The sequence below is a fragment of the Kitasatospora sp. NPDC089509 genome (assembly GCF_044749365.1).
Taxonomy (GTDB): domain Bacteria; phylum Actinomycetota; class Actinomycetes; order Streptomycetales; family Streptomycetaceae; genus Kitasatospora.
Window position 1 is genome coordinate 284562 of sequence record NZ_JBIVHS010000005.1, and the last position, 14864, is coordinate 299425.

At 73.8% G+C, this 14864-nt stretch carries 16 protein-coding genes; 9 read left to right on the forward strand and 7 right to left on the reverse strand.

Features of this window, described 5'->3' with window-relative positions; all coding sequences use genetic code 11:
* Positions 1 to 42: 42 nt before the first annotated feature.
* Both ACIP4P_RS13530 and ACIP4P_RS13535 read right to left on the reverse strand, forming a co-directional pair.
* Positions 43 to 336, reverse strand: a complete 294-nt coding sequence (locus ACIP4P_RS13530) for a DUF4190 domain-containing protein (RefSeq protein WP_400917518.1) — start codon at positions 334 to 336, stop codon at positions 43 to 45.
* A 68-nt stretch (positions 337 to 404) separates the two neighbouring features.
* Positions 405 to 560, reverse strand: coding sequence for a hypothetical protein (locus ACIP4P_RS13535; protein WP_350511100.1), 156 nt, complete (start codon positions 558 to 560; stop codon positions 405 to 407).
* A gap of 121 nt (positions 561 to 681) precedes the next feature.
* On the opposite strand from ACIP4P_RS13535, the gene ACIP4P_RS13540 reads away from it, so the two are divergent.
* The 6 genes from ACIP4P_RS13540 to ACIP4P_RS13565 all read left to right on the forward strand — a co-directional run bounded on the left by ACIP4P_RS13540 (position 682) and on the right by ACIP4P_RS13565 (position 7591).
* Positions 682 to 1311 (forward strand): TetR family transcriptional regulator, encoded by a 630-nt coding sequence (locus tag ACIP4P_RS13540; protein WP_400917520.1) that lies wholly within the window; start codon positions 682 to 684, stop codon positions 1309 to 1311.
* A 140-nt stretch (positions 1312 to 1451) separates the two neighbouring features.
* Positions 1452 to 2348, forward strand: coding sequence for a trypsin-like serine peptidase (locus ACIP4P_RS13545; RefSeq protein ID WP_400917522.1), 897 nt, complete (start codon positions 1452 to 1454; stop codon positions 2346 to 2348).
* A gap of 346 nt (positions 2349 to 2694) precedes the next feature.
* Positions 2695 to 4191, forward strand: coding sequence for a S28 family serine protease (locus ACIP4P_RS13550; RefSeq protein ID WP_400917524.1), 1497 nt, complete (start codon positions 2695 to 2697; stop codon positions 4189 to 4191).
* A gap of 148 nt (positions 4192 to 4339) precedes the next feature.
* A complete protein-coding gene (locus ACIP4P_RS13555) occupies positions 4340 to 5011 on the forward strand; it encodes a TetR/AcrR family transcriptional regulator (RefSeq protein WP_400917526.1) in 672 nt (223 codons plus the stop codon).
* Entirely contained in the window at positions 4995 to 6629 is a 1635-nt protein-coding gene (locus tag ACIP4P_RS13560; RefSeq protein ID WP_400917528.1) for an acyl-CoA dehydrogenase family protein, read from the forward strand. Before ACIP4P_RS13555 ends, ACIP4P_RS13560 begins: the two co-directional genes overlap by 17 nt.
* A 41-nt stretch (positions 6630 to 6670) precedes the next feature.
* Positions 6671 to 7591, forward strand: a complete 921-nt coding sequence (locus tag ACIP4P_RS13565; protein WP_400917530.1) for an amidohydrolase family protein — start codon at positions 6671 to 6673, stop codon at positions 7589 to 7591.
* A 13-nt stretch (positions 7592 to 7604) separates the two neighbouring features.
* On the opposite strand, the gene ACIP4P_RS13570 is transcribed toward ACIP4P_RS13565, so the two are convergent.
* Positions 7605 to 8414, reverse strand: coding sequence for an inositol monophosphatase family protein (locus ACIP4P_RS13570; RefSeq protein WP_400917532.1), 810 nt, complete (start codon positions 8412 to 8414; stop codon positions 7605 to 7607).
* Positions 8415 to 8533: 119 nt separating this feature from the next.
* Between ACIP4P_RS13570 and ACIP4P_RS13575 the strand changes: the two genes are divergently transcribed.
* Positions 8534 to 9520, forward strand: coding sequence for an Lrp/AsnC family transcriptional regulator (locus tag ACIP4P_RS13575; RefSeq protein ID WP_400917533.1), 987 nt, complete (start codon positions 8534 to 8536; stop codon positions 9518 to 9520).
* A gap of 145 nt (positions 9521 to 9665) precedes the next feature.
* A complete protein-coding gene (locus tag ACIP4P_RS13580; RefSeq protein ID WP_400917535.1) occupies positions 9666 to 10097 on the forward strand; it encodes a hypothetical protein in 432 nt (143 codons plus the stop codon).
* On the opposite strand, the gene ACIP4P_RS13585 is transcribed toward ACIP4P_RS13580, so the two are convergent.
* From ACIP4P_RS13585 to ACIP4P_RS13595, 3 genes are all read right to left on the reverse strand, one after another.
* Complete coding sequence (locus ACIP4P_RS13585) at positions 10086 to 10919, reverse strand: helix-turn-helix domain-containing protein (protein ID WP_400917537.1); 834 nt, start codon at positions 10917 to 10919, stop codon at positions 10086 to 10088. The genes ACIP4P_RS13580 and ACIP4P_RS13585 overlap by 12 nt on opposite strands.
* A gap of 91 nt (positions 10920 to 11010) precedes the next feature.
* Positions 11011 to 11493, reverse strand: a complete 483-nt coding sequence (locus tag ACIP4P_RS13590) for a hypothetical protein (protein WP_350511110.1) — start codon at positions 11491 to 11493, stop codon at positions 11011 to 11013.
* Between the two features lie 146 nt (positions 11494 to 11639).
* Complete coding sequence (locus ACIP4P_RS13595) at positions 11640 to 12347, reverse strand: 4'-phosphopantetheinyl transferase family protein (RefSeq protein WP_400917539.1); 708 nt, start codon at positions 12345 to 12347, stop codon at positions 11640 to 11642.
* Between the two features lie 300 nt (positions 12348 to 12647).
* Between ACIP4P_RS13595 and ACIP4P_RS13600 the strand changes: the two genes are divergently transcribed.
* The gene (locus ACIP4P_RS13600; protein WP_400917541.1) at positions 12648 to 14213 is read left to right on the forward strand and encodes a choice-of-anchor A family protein; all 1566 of its coding nucleotides are present in this window, start codon (positions 12648 to 12650) and stop codon (positions 14211 to 14213) included.
* A 113-nt stretch (positions 14214 to 14326) separates the two neighbouring features.
* Here the strand turns inward: ACIP4P_RS13600 and ACIP4P_RS13605 are convergent, their stop codons facing one another.
* A complete protein-coding gene (locus ACIP4P_RS13605; protein WP_400917542.1) occupies positions 14327 to 14824 on the reverse strand; it encodes a hypothetical protein in 498 nt (165 codons plus the stop codon).
* Positions 14825 to 14864 lie beyond the last annotated feature (40 nt).

The window sequence follows — 14864 nt, forward strand, 5'->3', positions numbered from 1 at the left end:
TTCAGGACAGGAGGGGAAGAAACGGAGGCTCAGGATCCGTGCTCAGGATCCGAGGTCGATGAGCACGCCGTGGGAGGTGGCGGCGGTGACGGCGAGGATCGCGAGGGAGGCGATGCCGAGGGCCAGGCCGAGGAAGGCGCGGCCGCGGCGGTCGGTGCCGCGGGCCAGGGCCAGCGTGGCCAGGGTGATGGCGATCGGACCCAGGACGATGTTGAAGAGCAGCAGGCCGGGGAGGCCGAGGAGGAAGGAGGCGACGGCCAGGTTGTCGGCCTCGGCGGTGCCCTGGCGGCCGGCGGTGGTCCGGTCGTCGATGGCGCGGCTGGTGACGGTGCTCATGGCGGTGACGGTCCTCTCGGTGGCGGTGGCGGTGGCGGTGGCCGGGGCGTCGCGGTGGACGCCGCGGGTCAGCGGTGGCGCAGGCGGGCGATGCCCTCGCGGGCGCCGAAGGCGAGCAGCCAGGCGCTGATGGCGGCCGAGGCGGCGAGGAAGACCGGGAGGGGGAGGTGGGCGGCGGTGCCGATCAGGACTCCCATGGCGACCAGTGCGGAGAACAGGATCACGGCTGACTCCTTCGGCTGCGGCTGGTGCTGCGCCGGTTTCGGTTGACAAGTGTTCACTGACTTCGGTGCCCACTGTACGCCCGACTGGCCAAGTTCGGCAAACGACTGTTTACTGAATGGCGTGAGTCACACCGTGGGGGCCAGACAGGCCCAGAAGCAGCAGAGTCGGCGGGCCTTGCTGGATGCGGGGTTGCACCTGCTGGCCGATCAGAACCTGGCGAGCCTGGGCGTCCGCGAGGTCACCCGGGAGGCCGGGCTGTCCCCGGCCGCCTTCTACCGGCACTTCCCCGACCTCGCCGCGCTCGGCGTCGCCCTGGTCGAGGAGTCGCTCGCCAGCCTGCACGTCATGATCCGCTCGGTGCTGGCCGAGGCGGGCGGCGCCGAGGAGTTGATCGACCGTGCGGTCGAGGTGATCCGGCAGCACGTCCGCGATCACCGCCCGCACGTGCGCTTCCTGGCGCGCGAGCGGCACGGCGGGGTCCGGCAGGTGCGGGAGGCGATCGACGCCGAGCTGGGTCGCTTCGCCGCCGAGGTCGGGGCCGCCCTGGCGCTCCAGCCGGTCTCGAAGGGCTGGAGCGAGCAGGACCTTCGGATGCTCGCCGAGTTGTACGTCGACCACATGGTGTCGACGGCCGCCGCCTTCCTGGAGGCGCAGGAGGCGGACCCGGCCCGTGAGCAGCGGCTCGCCGTCACCGCCCGGCTGCAGTTGCGGCTGATCAGCCTCGGTCGACGCCACTGGCAAGGGAGTTGAGCATGCGGGTCGGCCGGAAGTCCTGACGGCGGCCGACCGCTTGTCATAGTGTGCCGATTGACCGGCCGGTGCGGCTGACCCCTTGACATGTCGTCATGTCCACGCCAATTTTGGGGGACCCCCACACCGCGAGGTCTCTCATGAAGAAGCCACTCATAGGCCTGCTCGCCTCGGTCCTGGTCGCCGGAGCCACCGCGCTGACCGGAGCCGCCCCGGCTCAGGCTGCCACTGCACACGTCGCCGCCCCCGCACACGTCGCCGCCCCCGCGCGGGTCGCCCCCGCGCACGCCGCCCGGCCCCTCGACGCCGTCGACTTCAGCGGCACCGTGGCGCTGAGCAACTGTTCCGGCTCGCTGGTCCGGCTGCCCGGCTCGGTCGGCAGTGACCCCGGGCTGGTGCTCACCAACGGCCACTGCCTGGAGACCGGTATGCCCGGCCCCGGCCAGGTGATCGTCAACCAGCCGTCCAGCCGCACCTTCACCCTGCTCGACGGCTCCGCCAACGAGGTCGCCACGCTGAACGCCACCAAGGTGGTCTACAGCGCGATGACCGGCACCGACGTGACGATCTACCAGCTCGACTCCAGCTACGACAGCATCCAGGCCCAGAGCGGGATCTCCCCGCTGACCGTCTCCGCCGACCACCCCGTACAGGGCACCGACATCCGGGTGGTCTCCGGCTACTGGAAGCAGACCTACTCCTGCTCGGTCGACGGCTTCGCCTACCAACTCAAGGAAGCCGACTGGACGTTCAGCGACTCGGTCCGCTACACCTCGGGCTGCAACGTGATCGGCGGCACCTCCGGCTCGCCGGTCGTCGACGCGAACACCGGCCAGGTCGTCGCCGTCAACAACACGATTAACGAGGACGGCCAGAGCTGCACCCTCAACAACCCGTGCGAGGTCGACCAGTCCGGCGCGGTGACGGTCCACCAGGGCATCGGCTACGCCCAGGAGACCTACATCATCCCGGCCTGCTTCTCGGCCGGTAACACCCTGGACCTCACCCTCCCGGGCTGCACCCTGGCCCGCCCGTAAGGCCTCGCGGGGCCCCGCAAAGCCCCGCAGGGCCTCGCAGAGCCCCGGAGCCCCGCAAAGCCCCCCGCACCGCCCCGAGCCCGGTCCGCAAGCCGCGCACCCCTGACCCCCGGGCCCGCCCGCATCGCACCCCCTCGGCGGGCGGGACCCGGGAAACCACCCGGTGGCCACCCGGCCCGCCGACGGAACCGAGGCGACCCCACTGACCAGCACTTTCACCCGATGGGCCACCCGCGATCAGGCGGGTGGCCCATTCGGCCGTCCACCGGGCGGCCGCCGCACCACCCGCACCGCAGAGTTGTGCCGACGAGGTATGTGCCATGTCCGTTGACCAGATGGAGAGTTGATGACCACCAAGCTGAAGCGGCTGCTGGTTGCCGTCCTGCTGATACCGGTGTTCGGAGTCGGTGGCCTGGCCGCCCCGGCCTCGGCCGCCACCGGCCGGGGGACCGAGGCGGCCGGAGCCGCGCACCACCGGAGCCCCGCCGACGACCCGACCGCCGACATCAAGGACCGCCTGGCGGCGATCCCCGGCGTGACGATCACCGAGGAGAAGCCCACCGACGCCGACCACCGCTACTTCCTGGCCACCTACACCCAGCCGATCGACCACCTCCGCCCCTGGCTGGGCAGCTTCCAGCAGCGCTTCAGCCTGCTGCACCGGGGCTACGACCGTCCGACCGTCTTCTACACCAACGGCTACACGCTGGGCACCACTCCGTCCCGCACCGAGCCGACCCGGCTGGTCGACGGCAACCAGGTCTCCATCGAGTACCGGTTCTTCACCCCCTCCCGCCCGGAGCCGGCCGACTGGTCCAAGGCGGGCATCCGCCAGCAGGCCGCCGACTCGCACGACCTGGTGACCGCGCTCAAGCGGATCTACCAGCAGGAGTGGCTCTCCACCGGTGCCAGCAAGGGCGGCATGTCCTCGACGTTCTACCGCCGCTTCTACCCGGACGACATGGCGGGCACGATCGCCTACGTCGCGCCGAACAACACCGACGTCAGCGACTACTCGGCCTACACCGACTTCTTCCGCACCGTCGGCACCCCCGAGTGCCGCGCCAAGCTGAACGCCGCCCAGCGCGAGCTGCTGGTGCGCCGTGACCGCCTGGAGCCCCGCTACGTCGCCGCCAACCAGGCCGCGGGCTCGACCTTCAACACCCTCGGCACCCCGGACCGCGCCTACGAGGCCGGCGTGCTCGACGTGGTCTGGGCGTTCTGGCAGTACAGCCTGGAGTCGGACTGCGCGAAGGTCCCGGTGGCCGCCACGGCGACCGACGACGAGCTGCTCGCGTGGTACGACGCGCAGTCGGGCCTGACCGGCAACAGCGACCAGTCGCTGGCGAAGTACACCGCGTACTACTACCAGGCCGCCACCGAGCTGGGTGCGCCGTACTTCGACGTCTCGTACCTCAAGGACCAGCTGCACTACGACTACAAGGAGCTCTACTCGGCCCGTTCCTACGTGCCGAAGGAGATCCCGACCGTCTTCAACCCGAAGGCGATGCCGGACATCGACCGCTGGGTGAAGCGCGACGCCGAGCGGATGATGTTCGTCTACGGCGGCAACGACCCGTGGGGCGCCAAGCCGTTCCACCTCGGTCGGGGCAGTGACGACAGCTACGTCTACGTCGTGCCCGGCGGCAACCACGGCTCCAACATCGCCAAGCTGCCGGCCGACCAGTCGGCGGAGGCCACCGCGAAGGTGCTGGAGTGGGCCGGCCTGGGCGGCGACCAGGACGCCGCCCGCTCGTTCGCCAAGTCCGCGCAGCCGGGGGCGCCCTTCGGTCCGCTGGACGTCGAGGGCCAGCGGCTGGACCAGGAGCGCCGCCCGCTCTGATCCGGAGCGCGACAGCGACAGCGCCGTCACCGGCGCAGCAGCACCACGAGGCCGCCCCGCCCGGGGCGGCCTCCCGTCGTTCGCGCACCACGCGCTCCACCCCTCCCGCCCCCTCCCCGAAGCAGTGAATCAGTGCTTCAATGCTTCCATGGCCTACCGACGCACCCCCGCCGTCCAAGCCCGTCTGGACGCCCAGCGCGAGGCGGTGCTGCAGTCGGCGGTCGGCCTGCTCGCGGAGCGCGGTTACGGCGGCTGCACCATGGCCGCCGTGGCGGACCGCGCCGGCATCGCCACCGGCAGCCTCTACCAGCACTTCGCCAACAAGGCCGAGCTGTCGGTGCAGCTCTTCCGCCGGGTGGTCACCCACGAGATGGCCGCGGTGAACGCCGCCGTCGCCCTCCGGGGCACCCCGCGGCAGCGGATCGCCGCCGTGGTCGAGACCTTCGCCGCCCGCGCCCTGCGCGCCCCCCGGCTGGCGTACGCGCTGCTGGTGGAGCCCGCCGACACGGTGGTGGACGGCGAACGCCTGGTCTTCCGGCGGGCGTTCCGGGACGTGATCGCCACCGAGATCGCCGCCGCCGTGGCGGCCGGCGAACTCCCCGAGCAGGACCCGGTGCTGACCGCCGCCGCCCTGGTCGGCGCGGTCGGCGAGGCCCTGGCCGGCCCGCTCGCGGCCGCGCCGCCGGCCACCGCCGGGCCGCTCGACCCCTCCGCCCCCTCCGATCCCTCCGCCCCCCGGCGGGCCACCGTCGAGGTGGTCCCCGCCCTGGTCTCCTTCACCCTGCGTGCCCTGGGAGGACGCGATGACAGCGACGCATGAGGTCACCAACCAGGTGCCCCTGCCGTACGGACACGACACCGCCGCCGACCCGACCCTGCTCGCCGCCCTGCACCGGGCCGGCGCCGGCTGGGCCGAGCCGGAACTGCGCGAACTCGGCCGCCTGGCGGGCTCCGAGCAGGCCGCCGAGTGGGGCCGGCTGGCCAACGAGAACCCGCCGGTGCTGCGCACTCACGACCGCTTCGGCCACCGGATCGACGAGGTCGACTTCCACCCGTACTGGCACGAGCTGATGCGCACCGCCGTCTCGTACGGCCTGCACGCCGCGCCCTGGCGGGACGACCGGCCCGGCGCCCACTCCGCCCGCGCCGCCAAGTTCTTCGTCTGGAGCCAGGTCGAGGCCGGCCACACCTGCCCGATCTCGATGACCTACGCCGCCGTTCCCGCCCTGCGCCGCAACCCCTCCCTGGCCGCCGAGTTGGAGCCGCTGCTGGCCGCCACCGAGTACGACTACGGGCTGCGCGAGCCGCGCACCAAGCGCGGGCTGATCGCCGGCATGTCGATGACCGAGAAGCAGGGCGGCTCGGACGTCCGCAGCAACACCACCACCGCGGTCCCGCAGGCCGACGGCAGCTACCGGCTGACCGGCCACAAGTGGTTCACCTCGGCGCCGATGTCCGACCTCTTCCTGACCCTCGCCCAGGCCCCCGGCGGGCTCAGCTGCTTCGTGCTGCCGCGCGTCCTGCCGGACGGCGGCCGCAACCGGCTGCACCTGATGCGGCTCAAGGACAAGCTCGGCAACAAGTCCAACGCCTCCGCCGAGTTGGAGTACGACGGTGCGGTGGGCTGGCTGGTCGGCGAGGAGGGCCGGGGCGTGCCGACCATCATCGAGATGGTCAACATGACCCGCCTGGACTGCACCGTCGGCGCCGCCTCCGGAATGCGCTACGGAGCCACCCGGGCGGTCCACCACGCCCTGCACCGGCGGGCGTTCGGCAAGGCGCTGGTCGACCAGCCGCTGATGCGCAACGTGCTGGCCGACCTGGTGGTGGAGTCCGAGGCGGCCACCGTCGTCGCGATGCGGCTGGCCCACGCCACCGACCGCACCCTGGCCGGGGACGAAACCGAGGCGCTGGTACGGCGGTTGGGCCTGGCCGTGGCCAAGTACTGGGTGTGTAAGCGCGGTCCGGCGCACGCCGCCGAGGCGCTGGAGTGCCTGGGCGGCAACGGCTACGTCGAGGAGTCCGGGATGCCCCGGCTCTACCGGGAGGCGCCGCTGGTGTCGATCTGGGAGGGCTCCGGCAACGTCGCCGCCCTGGACGCCCTGCGCGCCATGGCCAAGCGCCCGGAGACGGTCGAGGCCTTCCTCGGCGAACTCGACGCGGCCGCCGGGGCGGACCGCCGACTGGACGCGGCGGTCGCCGAACTCCGCAAGCAGCTCGGTGACCTGACCGATCCGGAGTACCGCACCCGGCGACTGGTGGAGTCCATGGCGCTGGCCTTCCAGGGCTCGCTGCTGGTCCGCTACGGCAGCCCGGCGGTGGCCGACGCCTTCTGCGCCGGCCGGCTCGGCGGCGACCGCGGCGCGGCCTTCGGCACCCTGCCGCCCGGCGTCGACACCGCGGAGATCATCGACCGCGCCCGCCCGGTGCCCGCGTGAGCGGCCGGGAGGCCGACGCCGCGGCCCCACGGACGGACGCCGTGGACGGACGGACCGACGCCGCGGCCCCACGGACCGAAGCCGCGGACCAGGAGGCCGAGGGCGTACGGGAGTTCTGGCGGGCCCTGGGCCTGCCCGGGCTGATCGACGTGCACACCCACTTCATGCCGAAGAGCGTCCTCGACAAGGTGTGGGCGTACTTCGACGCGGCCGGCCCGCTGGTGAACCGCCCCTGGCCGATCACCTACCGCGAGGCCGAGGAGCAACGCGTCCGGCGGCTGCGGGACTTCGGCGTCCGGGCGTTCACCTCGATGCTCTACCCGCACAAGCCGGGCATGGCCGGCTGGCTGAACAGCTGGGCCGCCGAGTTCGCCGCCCGCACCCCGGACTGCCTGCACACCGCGACCTTCTTCCCCGAACCCGGGGCGGCCGGCTACGTGGCCCGGGCGATCGAGGACGGCGCCCGGGTCTTCAAGGCGCACCTCCAGGTCGGCGGCTACGACCCGGCGGACGCCCGGCTGGACGAGGTCTGGGCGCTGCTCGCCGACACCGGCACCCCGGTGGTCACCCACTGCGGATCCGGGCCGGTGCCCGGCAAGTTCACCGGTCCCGGGCCGATCGGCGCGGTGCTGGACCGGCACCCCGGCCTGGTCCTGGTGGTCGCCCACCTCGGCATGCCCGAGTACCGCGACTTCCTCGACCTGGCCGAACGCCACCCGGCCGTCCGGCTGGACACCACCATCGCGTTCACCGACTTCGCCGAGGCCGACGTCCCGTTCCCGCGCGACGAACTGCCGCGCCTGCGCGGGCTGCGGGAGCGCATCCTGCTGGGCAGCGACTTCCCCAACATCCCGTACCGCTACGTCCACCAGCTGGAGGCGCTGGCCGGGCTGGGGCTGGGGGAGGAGTGGCTGCGGGCGGTCTGCCACGACAACGCGGCGGCCCTGTTCGGCCTCACCTGACCCACCCGCCCGCTCACCCGACCACCCGCAGCACCCCCACCGCGTCCGCGTGCAGTCCGGGCGCGGCGGTGAGGAAGCTGTCCGAGCCGGCCGTCCAGGCCGCCCCGGCGGCGTCCGTCACCGTCGCGCCCGCCTCGCTCGCGATCAGCGCGCCGGGCAGCAGGTTGCCCGCGTCCTCCCCGTACTCCCAGAACAGCGCCAGGTGCCCGGAGCCGACCTGTGCCACCTGCAGCGCGGTCGGCCCGAGGTTGCGCACCGCCAGCACCGAGCCGACCATCGCGGACAGCGACTCGCCCGCCCGGCGCAGCGCCACCGGGTCGGCGGCCACCCGCGGCGGCTGGCTGGTGGCGGCGACGGTGGCCGCCAACTCGCGCTCCAGCGGCGCGATCGGCCGCCCGTCCAGCCGGGCCCCGCCGCCCCGCACCGCCAGGTAGGTCCGGCCGCCGCCGAGTTCCGGGGCGTGCACCACGGCCAGCACCGCCGCGCCGTCGCGCACCAGCGTCGCCGTCACCGCCCAGTGCGGCTGCCCGAGCAGGTACTGCACCGCGCCGTCGGTGGCGTCGCACACCCACCACTCGCCCTCGGCCGGCACCGAGCCGTCCAGCTCCTCCGGCATCCACCCGGCCTGCGGGCGCAGCGCGCCCACCCGCTCGCGCAGGTCGGCGGCGGCCGGACCGTCCAGCTCCGCGAACCGTGCCATCGCCTCCTCGACGGTCCGCCCGGGGGTCGGCTCCACCGGCCGCCGCACCACCAGCTCCGCGCCGACCTCGCGCACCGCCGCCTCCACGGCCTCGGCCAGCGTCCACAGCTCCAGCAGCTCCATGTCGTCCTCCTCGACGTTCGTTTCCCGGCCGGTCCGTTCCGACCTCCCAGGACAAGGAGTACCGTCAGGGCTGCCGAACAGGACGCTCAAGCAGCCGTGAACGACGGAGATCGGACACCATGGACCTCGCCACGACGGATCCGGACAAGGTGCTGGACACCCTCGACCGCCGCCTGGTCGGCGCGCTCCAGGTCGACGGACGGGCCGAGCCCGGCCGGATCGCCGAGGTGCTGGGCGTCTCCGCCCGGACGGTCACCCGTCGGCTGGGCCTGCTGCGGCGGGCCGGGGTGCTGCGGGTGGTCCGGATGCCCGATGTCGAGGACGCCGCCGTGGGCGCGCTGCTGCTGCGGGTCCGGGTGCTGCGCGGCCGGGTGGACGCCATCGCCCGGGCCCTGGCCGAGCGGCCCGACGTCCCCTTCGTGGACGTGATGCTCGGCGGCCAGGAGGTCGGCGCGGTGATGCTCAGCGACGCCGGCGCCCGCGACCGCCTGCTGTACGGGCAGCTGCCCGCGACCGACGCCGTCACCGAGACCACCACCCACGCCGTCCTGCACGCCTTCTCGGACGCCGGCCAGTGGCAGGCCGGCTGGCTGACCGCCCAGGAGGCGGCCGCACTGGCCCGGCCGGTGGTCCCGCGCCCCGCCGCACCCCCGGCGCTGGACGACCTCGACCACGCCCTGCTGGACCGGCTGGGGGAGGACGCCCGGCAGTCCCACGCGGTGCTGGCCGGGGCGGTCGGCGCCCCCGAGTCGACCGTACGGCGTCGCCTGCACCGGCTGGACGGGCTCGGCCTGCTGCGCACCCACGTCACCGTGGACCCCCGGCTGCTCGGCATGGCCGTGGACGCCAACCTCTGGCTGGACGTCCCGCCCGGCCGGCTCGCCGAGGTCGGCGCCGAACTGGCCCGCCACCCGCAGGTGCACGGCGTCTTCGCCACCAGCGGCCCGACCAACCTGCTGGCCACGCTGTTCTCCCCGGACCACGGCGGCCTCTACCGCTTCCTCGCCGACACCCTCGGCCCGCTCGGGGTCACCCGCGCCGAGACCACGATCACGGCCCGCGCGGTCAAACGGGCGGGCGTGCTGCTCCGACAGCCGCGCAGCTGAGGCGGCCGGGCCGACCGGCCCCGCCCCGACCGTCCTTACCCACGGGGTAATCGACGTCTGCCGGACGGCCGGGCAGGCTGGCGGAACCCGGTCGTGGCCACGGGCCGGCCGGGCAGCCGAACCCCTGTCAGGAGGCCGATCCGCCATGCCCGCGAACGCCGCCGTGCCCGCGAACACCGTCACCCCCGCCGGTTCCGTCCTCTCGCCGTGGACGGTACGCGGAGTCCTGCGCCTGGACGTCCTGGCGACCGGTGGCAACGGCCTGGCCTACCTGGCTCTCGCCGGTCCGCTGGGCGAGGCGCTGGGGCTGGGCCGCACCGCCCTGGTCGGCCTCGGGGCCGTCCTGACCGGCTACGCGCTGGCGGTCGCCGCACTGGCCGCCCGGCGTCGCCCGCCGAGGCCCGCCGTCCTGGCGGTGGTCGGTCTCAACTCGGCCTGGGCGGTGCTCAGTCCGGCCGTGGCGGCGGTCCGTACCGTGCCCACCACCGCGGGCGCGGTGTGGGTCCCGTTGCAGGCCGCCGTGGTCGCCCTGTTCGTGGTCCTCCAGCTGAACGCCCTGCGCCGCTCAGCCCGGTGAGCCCGACGGCTCCGGCCCCACCGCGGACTGCAGGTAGCGGACCGTCTCCGCGTCGGCCGGCAGGAAGGCCTCCAGGGCCAGTTCGGAGACGGTCACGTCCAGCGGGGTGTTGAAGGTGGTGACGGTGGACAGGAAGGAGAGCACCCGTCCCTCGTGCCGGATCCGCAGCGGCAGCGCGAACGGCCCGCCGTCCGCCTCCTCCGCCGCCCCGCCGGTCGGCTCGGGGTAGCCGCGGACCTCCTCGTACAGCTGCCGCAGCGACTCGCTGCGGACCAGGTCCAGCTGCCGTTCCAGCCGCGCCAGCAGGTGCCGTCGCCACTGCCGGTGGTTGACGATGCGCGGCGCCAGTCCCTCCGGGTGCAGGGCGATCCGGACCGCGTTCAGCGGCGGCTCCAGCAGCTGCGGGGCGATGCCGTCCAGCACCAGTCCGGCCGCGCGGTTGGCGGCCAGCACCCGGAAGGTTCCGTCGATCACCACCGCCGGGTACGGGTCGTGCGCGGCGAGCAGCCGTTCGAGGCCGTCGCGCAGCGCGTCCATCGACGGGGCGTCCAAGGGCGTCTCGGGGTACTGCGGGGCGTAACCGGCCGCCAGCAGCAGGGAGTTGCGCTCGCGCACCGGGACGTCCAACTCCTCGGCCAGCCGCAACAGGAGTGCGCGACTCGGCCGGGCCCGGCCGTTCTCGACGAAGCTGAGGTGCCGGGCCGAGGAGCCCGCCTGCAGGGCCAGTCGCAGCTGGCTGAGCTGTCGCCGCTCCCGCCAGCCGCGCAGCAGCGGGCCGACTCCGGTCCCGGTCGGGCCGCCCATGCCCGCCATGATCGTCATGGGCAAGGACGGTACTCGAACGAACCGGCCCGCGGGAGAGGGCGGGGGAAACGGTGGACGACGAACGCGGGCCGCGACGGGACCGGACGGGTCAGGCGCCGGTGGTCGAGCCCGGGCGGATCACCATCAGCACCACGACCACCGCCCACAGCAGGTTGAACACCCCGGCGGTCATCGGCAGCAGGCGCAGGCCGCCGACGGCCTTGGTGTGCTTCTCGTCGGCCGGGTCGAGGCCGAGCGCGTCGACGGCGGCCTGCTGGCCGGGCAGCACGAACAGCAGCAGGGAGAGCGCGGCGACCGCGGTGAGCACCATCGAGACGATCAGCCAGGACTGGCTCAGCACGCCCATCACCTGGGCCACGCCGATGCCCAGCACCGGCACCGCGACGCCGAGCAGCGCGTAGACCTGGGTGATCCGGTGCAGGATGCGCAGCACGCCCGCGTCCGAGGCCTGGTCCGGCCCGCCGGCCAGGGCGGCCTTCGCCCGGCGCGGGAACATGCTGACGGCCACCGCGACCGGGCCTATGAACAGGACCGACGCGAGGACGTGCAGGCTCAGCAGGAACTTGGCCATGGCGGGGCACCCTTTGATCCGGTGGGCAGCTGGGGGTCGCGGGCGTGCGCCGTCGGCGCGCCCACGACCAGGCACGCTAACACCGCTTATTCACCGGCCCCGCGCTCGGGTGCCCCGGTCCGGCCCTCCCACCGGCGGGCGAGCGCTCAGCCCGCCGGGACCAGCTCCACGATGCGCGGCGGCGCGGTGCTGACGGCCGCGACGGCGGCGCCCTGCCCGGGGTCGGTCCAGTCGAGCAGGTGCAGGTCCTCGAAGCGGCTGCGCAGCGGGGCGCCGGCCGGGACGTCCAGCGGCAGGGCGGAGAGGTCGACCTTGCCGAGGGTGTCGAGCGTCGCCCGTCCGATCTTGATCAGCGACTCCTTGCGCACCCACTGCCGCAGGAACGCCCGGTCCGGCTCGGCGGCCGCCTCCACCAGGGCCAACTCGGCCGGGGCGAGCACCCGGCGGGCCACCGCGCGCAGCGAGCCGCCCCGGGCGGCCAGTTCGACGTCCACCCCGATCGGCCGGCGGCCGGCTCCGGCCGCGACCACACCCCGGGTGTGCGACAGGCTCACCTCCACCCCGGGGTGGTCGGGCAGGTAGGGCTTGCCGTGGTCGGCGAGGCCGCAGTCCGGGCACTGCTGGGCGAGGACCAGGTCGGCCGCCGGGACACCGAGCAGCTCGGCGGCGCAGAGCCGGACCAGGACGTGTCCGGCGACGAAGTCGGTCCGCCCGGAGTCCTGCCGGAAGCGCGCGGCACGGGCCCGCTCGGTCTCGGTGAGCAGGTGCTCGCCCGCCTCGGGGTGCCGCAGTACGGCGTCGGCCGACGCGACGGCGACGAGCGGCGCGTCCTGTTCCTGGGCCTCGGTGGTCATGGACCCCAACCTAGTCCTCCCCGCCGTCGGGCGGGCGGCCGGACCTGGTGGACCCGGTCGAGCGGGCGGGGCCGGCCGGGCAGGCGCCGGGGGGGCGTGCGCCGCGCGGGGGATTTTCAGTTCCGATCTGAGGGTCTATAGGGTATGAATAGTCCGTTTTAGGGTTGGATATCCCGGATCTGTGGGATCGCCAGTAGATACGACGAAACGCGGCAGGTCATCCGTACCTGCCCTTTTCTATGTGCGGAGGAATTGTCGATGGGTCAGGCCACCGGTTCGCCGGATCACAGAACGACCGCCGTGAGAAGAACGCCCGCCACCGGTGGCCGCCGCGCGGTCCGGATCGCGGTGGCGACCGCCGTCGCCGCGGTGCCGCTGGCCGCCGTGCTGGCGGTGGGTTCGGCCGCCCCGCTGGCCCCGCCGCTGGGTGCCTGCTCCGGGCCCGACTGTCCGGCGACCTGGCCGGAGCCGAACAACGGCGACTTCACCGGCCGGGACGCGAGCATCAACGTCTTCACCGGCGGCAACTTCACCGTCAACGGCCGTGCGGCCGAGGCCGAGGGCAAGATCGTCACGCTGGGGAACCTGACCGTCGACAAGAACGGCGGCGGCATCTACAACATGGGCGTGGTCGGCGTCGGTTCGCGGGTCGTCCCGCCGAACGGCAGCGACTTCGTCACCGTCGGCGGCAACACCGACGCGTTGAGCGGCAACTCGATCCTGATCGGCGGCAGCGACTCGCACGGCCCGGCCTTCGGCAACCTGCGCCACGCGGGCGCCGTCGACGGCACCGTCACCATCGACCCCACCGGCGAGTCGATCGAGGACCCGAACGCCGCCGCGCCCTACCAGGACGTGCTGACCCAGATCGAGGAGGTCTCCGACTGCGTCGGGAAGGCCACCGCGACCGGCACCGTCGACGTCTCCTCCAGCCAGGCCACCTTCACCGGTGACGGGACGAGCATGAAGCAGGTCTTCAACGTCTCACAGAACCTCGCCTCGCCGAGCGGCGGGCAGATCGGCCTGGTCTTCGAGAACATCCCGGCCGGCGCGACCGTCGTGGTCAACATGCTCGGGGACAGCCCGGTCATCAACACCTACACGGGCACCGGCCTGGCGGGGGACCAGACCACCGACATGCGGTCGAAGCTGATGTACAACTTCCCGACCGCGACCAACGCCCAGATCCTCGGCAGCGCGCAGTTCCAGGGGTCGGTGCTGGCGGGCAACCCGGGCGGCACGACGACCATCGCGCAGCCGGGCATGAACGGGCGGGTGTACCTCGCGGGCAACCTGATCCACACCGGCACGGGCGGCTACGAGCTCCACAGCTACCCGTTCGACGGGGACCTGCCGGACTGCAAGGTGTCGCCGAGCCCGTCGCCGACCTCCTCCTCGCCCTCGGCGAGCCCGACCTCGTCGTCCCCGTCGCCGACCTCCTCCTCGCCCTCGGCGAGCCCGACCTCGTCGTCCCCGTCGCCGACCTCGCCGAGCCCCACGTCGCCGTCGCCGACGTCGCCGAGCCCGACGTCCCCGTCACCCACCTCGCCGAGCCCGACCTCGCCGAGTCCGACGTCTCCGTCGCCCACGTCGCCTAGCCCCACGTCGCCTAGCCCCACGTCGCCGAGCCCGACGTCCCCGGCCCCGACGTCCCCGAGCGGGTCCGCAACCTCGCCGTCGGCCAGCGCGTCCACGACGAGCGCGGGCCCCGGCCCGACCAGTCACCACCCGACCCACCCCGGCGGTGAGCTGCCCTCCACCGGCGCGGGCAACGCCCCGGTGGTCTTCGGCCTGGCCGGCGTCGGCCTGCTCGGCCTCGGTGGACTGGCCGTCCTGGCCGCCCGCCGTCGCGGCCGCCACAGCTGACGCAAGCGTCGGCGCAGGCCGCAACGCGAAGGCCGCCCGGTCGATCGGACCGGGCGGCCTTCGCCGTCCCCGGGTCGAACCCCGAGGTCGGTCCGGAGAGCGGAGACGTGGAGTCAGTCCGCGGCGAGGAAGCGCTCCACGGTGCGGCGTTCGGCGGCGACGGTGTGCACCGGTTCGCCGATCACCCGGCCGGCCAGCAGGACGGCCAGGCCGCCGAGGTCCTGGCGCAGTACGGCGGCGGCCTCCGCACGGTCGGCGGCGATCCGGGCGCGGCCGGTGGTGAGCAGCTGCTCGCGGTCGCGGCTGCCGTCGGCGCGGGCCGCCGCGATCGCCGCGGCGCCGCGCTCGGCGTACCCCTGGCGGATCCGGGCCGCCTCGTGCCGGGCCGCGGCGATCTCGTGCAGGGCGGCGTCCCGGACCGCCTCGGCCTCGGCGCGGACGGCCTCCGCCCGTACGGTGCGGCCCTCGGTCGCGTCCCACCGTTCGGCCCGCAGTCGTTCGATGCGCGGGAACAGCAGGACTCCGAGGGTGAACATCAGCAGGAAGAGCAGGGTCAGGCCGAGCACCAGCATGGCGGGATCGGGCCTGAGCGGGCCGAGTTCGATGTGCACGCCAACCTCCCCAGGGTCTGACGGACAGTCAGAGTGGGGC

Bases quoted from the DNA above. Each gene is read 5' to 3' on its own strand.
- ACIP4P_RS13530 (WP_400917518.1), bottom strand. From the start codon at position 336: ATGAGCACCGTCACCAGCCGCGCCATCGACGACCGGACCACCGCCGGC.
- ACIP4P_RS13545 (WP_400917522.1), top strand. From the start codon at position 1,452: ATGAAGAAGCCACTCATAGGCCTGCTCGCCTCGGTCCTGGTCGCCGGA.
- ACIP4P_RS13550 (WP_400917524.1), top strand. From the start codon at position 2,695: ATGACCACCAAGCTGAAGCGGCTGCTGGTTGCCGTCCTGCTGATACCG.
- ACIP4P_RS13555 (WP_400917526.1), top strand. From the start codon at position 4,340: ATGGCCTACCGACGCACCCCCGCCGTCCAAGCCCGTCTGGACGCCCAG.
- ACIP4P_RS13560 (WP_400917528.1), top strand. From the start codon at position 4,995: ATGACAGCGACGCATGAGGTCACCAACCAGGTGCCCCTGCCGTACGGA.
- ACIP4P_RS13570 (WP_400917532.1), bottom strand. From the start codon at position 8,414: ATGGAGCTGCTGGAGCTGTGGACGCTGGCCGAGGCCGTGGAGGCGGCG.
- ACIP4P_RS13575 (WP_400917533.1), top strand. From the start codon at position 8,534: ATGGACCTCGCCACGACGGATCCGGACAAGGTGCTGGACACCCTCGAC.
- ACIP4P_RS13580 (WP_400917535.1), top strand. From the start codon at position 9,666: ATGCCCGCGAACGCCGCCGTGCCCGCGAACACCGTCACCCCCGCCGGT.
- ACIP4P_RS13585 (WP_400917537.1), bottom strand. From the start codon at position 10,919: ATGACGATCATGGCGGGCATGGGCGGCCCGACCGGGACCGGAGTCGGC.
- ACIP4P_RS13590 (WP_350511110.1), bottom strand. From the start codon at position 11,493: ATGGCCAAGTTCCTGCTGAGCCTGCACGTCCTCGCGTCGGTCCTGTTC.
- ACIP4P_RS13595 (WP_400917539.1), bottom strand. From the start codon at position 12,347: ATGACCACCGAGGCCCAGGAACAGGACGCGCCGCTCGTCGCCGTCGCG.